General features: G+C 58.1%; 4 protein-coding genes. 2 read left to right on the forward strand and 2 right to left on the reverse strand.

Annotated elements, in window-relative coordinates; translation table 11 throughout:
* On the forward strand, positions 1-188 hold a 188-nt coding region (locus F6X40_RS42010), incomplete at its 5' end, for a hypothetical protein (RefSeq protein ID WP_222946309.1).
* Positions 189-315: 127 nt separating this feature from the next.
* On the opposite strand, the gene groL is transcribed toward F6X40_RS42010, so the two are convergent.
* Both groL and groES read right to left on the reverse strand, forming a co-directional pair.
* Positions 316-1,956, reverse strand: coding sequence for a chaperonin GroEL (gene groL, locus F6X40_RS41030; RefSeq protein WP_187631832.1), 1,641 nt, complete (start codon positions 1,954-1,956; stop codon positions 316-318).
* Between the two features lie 53 nt (positions 1,957-2,009).
* On the reverse strand, positions 2,010-2,300 hold the full coding sequence (gene groES, locus F6X40_RS41035) for a co-chaperone GroES (protein ID WP_008923887.1): 291 nt from the start codon (positions 2,298-2,300) through the stop codon (positions 2,010-2,012).
* A 635-nt stretch (positions 2,301-2,935) separates the two neighbouring features.
* Between groES and F6X40_RS41040 the strand changes: the two genes are divergently transcribed.
* On the forward strand, positions 2,936-3,490 hold the full coding sequence (locus tag F6X40_RS41040) for a hypothetical protein (protein WP_187631833.1): 555 nt from the start codon (positions 2,936-2,938) through the stop codon (positions 3,488-3,490).
* The last annotated feature ends 91 nt before the right edge of the window (positions 3,491-3,581 follow it).

A 3,581-nucleotide genomic window follows, 5' to 3' on the forward strand; every position in this document is an offset into this window, starting at 1 on the left:
GGTTGCACAACCTCCTGCATCACCTCGGTCTCGCTCATCGTGTACATCTGTCCATTAAAAATTTAGATGGACACGATCCTCGCCTTCACACCTTACGCAATCAAGATGCCTTCACCGGGTGCTTACGTCCGGAAGCGCTCGCCAGCAAGCACATCAACGCCGGCCCCAAACGAAAAAAACCCGCATAAGCGGGTTTTTTCGTTTGGGGAAACGCCTCGCGGCGCACTCCCCACATGGACTTCCAGCCGGGCCTCGGCCGTGATCCAGACGCGCGGCAGTTCAACCACGCGGCCGGACCACGAGGCCCGAGCGGAATTACATGTCCATGCCCATGCCGCCCATGCCGCCGGGCATGCCGCCAGACATCGGAGCATCTTCCTTCGGCAGTTCGCAGACAGCTGCGTCGGTCGTCAGCAGCAGCCCAGCAACCGAAGCTGCGTTTTGCAGCGCCGTGCGCGTCACCTTCGTCGGGTCCACGACACCTGCGTCGACCAGGTCGACGTACTCGCCGGTCGCTGCGTTGTAGCCGTAGTTGCCCTTGCCAGCAGCAACCGCTGCCACGACGACGCTCGCTTCTTCGCCACCGTTGGCGACGATCTGGCGCAGCGGCTCTTCCATGGCGCGCAGAACGATCTTGATACCTGCGTCCTGATCGGCGTTAGCGCCCTTCAGGCCAGCGATTGCCGTACGTGCACGGATCAGCGCGACGCCGCCACCCGCCACGATGCCTTCTTCCACAGCCGCGCGCGTTGCGTGCAGTGCGTCTTCGACACGTGCCTTCTTTTCCTTCATTTCGACTTCGGTCGCAGCACCGACCTTGATCACTGCAACGCCGCCTGCCAGCTTGGCGACGCGCTCTTGCAGCTTTTCACGGTCGTAGTCCGAGGTCGCTTCTTCGATCTGCGTGCGCACTTGCTTGACGCGAGCTTCGATGTTCGCTGCTTCGCCAGCGCCGTCGATGATCGTGGTGTTTTCCTTGCCCACTTCGATGCGCTTCGCCTGGCCCAGTTCAGCCAGCGTTGCCTTCTCGAGCGTGAGGCCGGTTTCTTCAGCGATGACCTGACCGCCGGTCAGGATCGCGATGTCTTCCAGCATCGCCTTACGACGATCGCCGAAGCCCGGAGCCTTGACGGCAACGGTCTTCAGGATGCCGCGGATGTTGTTGACGACCAGCGTTGCGAGCGCTTCGCCTTCGACGTCTTCAGCGATGATCAGCAGCGGACGGCCAGCCTTCGCGACTTGCTCGAGCACCGGCAGCAGGTCACGGATGTTCGACACCTTCTTGTCGTGCAGCAGCACGAACGGGTTCTCGAGCACGGCGACTTGCTTGTCCGGGTTGTTGATGAAATACGGCGACAGGTAGCCGCGGTCGAATTGCATACCTTCGACGACGTCCAGCTCGTCTTGCAGCGACTTGCCGTCTTCGACGGTGATCACGCCTTCCTTGCCGACCTTGTCCATTGCTTCAGCGATGCGCTCGCCGATCGACGAATCGCTGTTCGCCGAGATCGCGCCAACCTGGGCGATTTCCTTGTTGGTCGTGCACGGCTTGCTGATCTTGCGCAGTTCTTCGATTGCGGCTCCAACAGCCTTGTCGATACCGCGCTTCAGGTCCATCGGGTTCATGCCCGATGCGACGTACTTCATGCCTTCGCGGACGATCGATTGCGCGAGAACCGTAGCGGTCGTCGTGCCGTCGCCTGCGTTGTCGCTGGTCTTGGAAGCGACTTCCTTGACCATTTGCGCGCCCATGTTCTGGAGCTTGTCTTTCAGTTCGATCTCTTTCGCGACCGACACACCGTCCTTGGTGACCGTCGGGCCGCCGAAGCTGCGCTCGAGAACCACGTTGCGGCCCTTCGGACCCAGCGTGACCTTCACGGCGTTGGCGAGAATATTCACGCCTTCGACCATCTTGGCACGGGCGGAATCACCGAATACGACGTCTTTAGCTGCCATCTTCTAACTCCTTGAATACTTTGGATATAACCGGTGAAGTAGCGACCTTGCGCTTACTTCTGCACCACGGCCATGATGTCTTCTTCGCGCATCACGAGCAGTTCGTTGCCGTCGACCTTGACGGTCTGGCCTGCGTACTTGCCGAACAGGACGCGGTCGCCGACCTTCACGTCGAGCGCAATGGCTGCGCCCTTGTCGTCGCGCTTGCCCGGGCCGACTGCGAGGATTTCACCTTGATCCGGCTTTTCCGCTGCGGCTTCGGGGATCACGATGCCCGACGCGGTCTTGGTTTCCTGATCCAGACGTTTGACGATCACGCGATCATGCAAAGGACGAAGGTTCATACATACTCCTCTCTGATTGAGACTGAAGAACGCTGAGAAAAACCCGGCTGGCCGAGCCAACCGGAGATGTTGTTAGCACTCTCGTGCAGCGAGTGCTAATTATATGGACGGGCAGTGACAAATTCAAGAAGCGGGAACGCGATCGAAGTTCACTCACTTGTCGAGATTCAGTTAACTTTGAACTTTGTTCACTTAAGTTTGAACTCCCCGCAGGGCGCTGGGTGCCGTCAAAGGACGAGACTTTCAATAAAAACAACGACTTGCGTCAACTTACATTCCCACTGCGTCCCCTCATATAGGTACCGAGCCGCCGGTCTTAACGACTAATGCCACTGAACGGCGACGCCGGTGAGAGCACCAGGGAAATCCCTACAATGTCCGCATGCAAGTGCGCAGTGGACCGCTCTGGTGCCACGCCGCCTTGCGCCGGCTAAAAAACGCAAGCGGAGAACCAACCGCAAATAGTAAGTCAAGACACCTAGCAGCCTCCAAAGGCCTTTTGCGAGTGCCCTAAAATTGGCCTAACCGGAGGAATCCCGCATCCCCGCCAAATGTGCGGCATCCTCGTATGCGCCGCGATATTCGTCTAAGCTATGCTGATCGGTCACCAGTTAATCTAGCCCGCGAGCGATAGCTTGGACACTACTCACAATCCAGATCGATTCATGTCGGATCTCCGCCAGATCCTATCGCAGGGTCGCAAACGAATAGCATTGTTAGTAGGCGCGGGTGCACCTCTTGCCATTCGGGTCGACGCGGAAAATCGAATCAACGACACTGGAAACCCACTGATCCCCGGCGTGGAAGATTTGACTCGGACGGCCATTTCAGGCTTAGAGGCTGAACAGGCGCACGCCGCACAAGCAATTCAAGCAGATCTTGGTGCTGGCGCAAATATCGAAGCGATTCTCTCTCGCATTCGTCTCCTGCAGCAGGCACTCGGAGCAACTGTCGTCAATGGCCTCAACGGAGCGGGGTACGGCGAACTCGGCAAAGCGATTTGCAAAAAGATTGGCGAGGCGGTCGCGGCACATCTCCCCAAAGAACAGAACGCCTATACCGAGCTCGTCGCGTGGGTAAGCGGGACTTTGCGTTCACATGCAGTCGAAGTCTTCACCACTAACTATGACCTCCTTTTCGAGGAAGCTTTCGAATCTGAGCTTGCCCGTAAAAAATGGATCCCTTGCTGAGTGTGTAAAACTCACGCGAGGAGGAAGGAAAGATGGGTAATCCGAGAGCACGGTACACGCAGGAATTCATGATAGAAGCCGTGCGCATGGT

Origin of the sequence: Paraburkholderia sp. UCT31 (genome assembly GCF_014397655.1) — a bacterium.
GTDB lineage: Bacteria > Pseudomonadota > Gammaproteobacteria > Burkholderiales > Burkholderiaceae > Paraburkholderia > Paraburkholderia tuberum.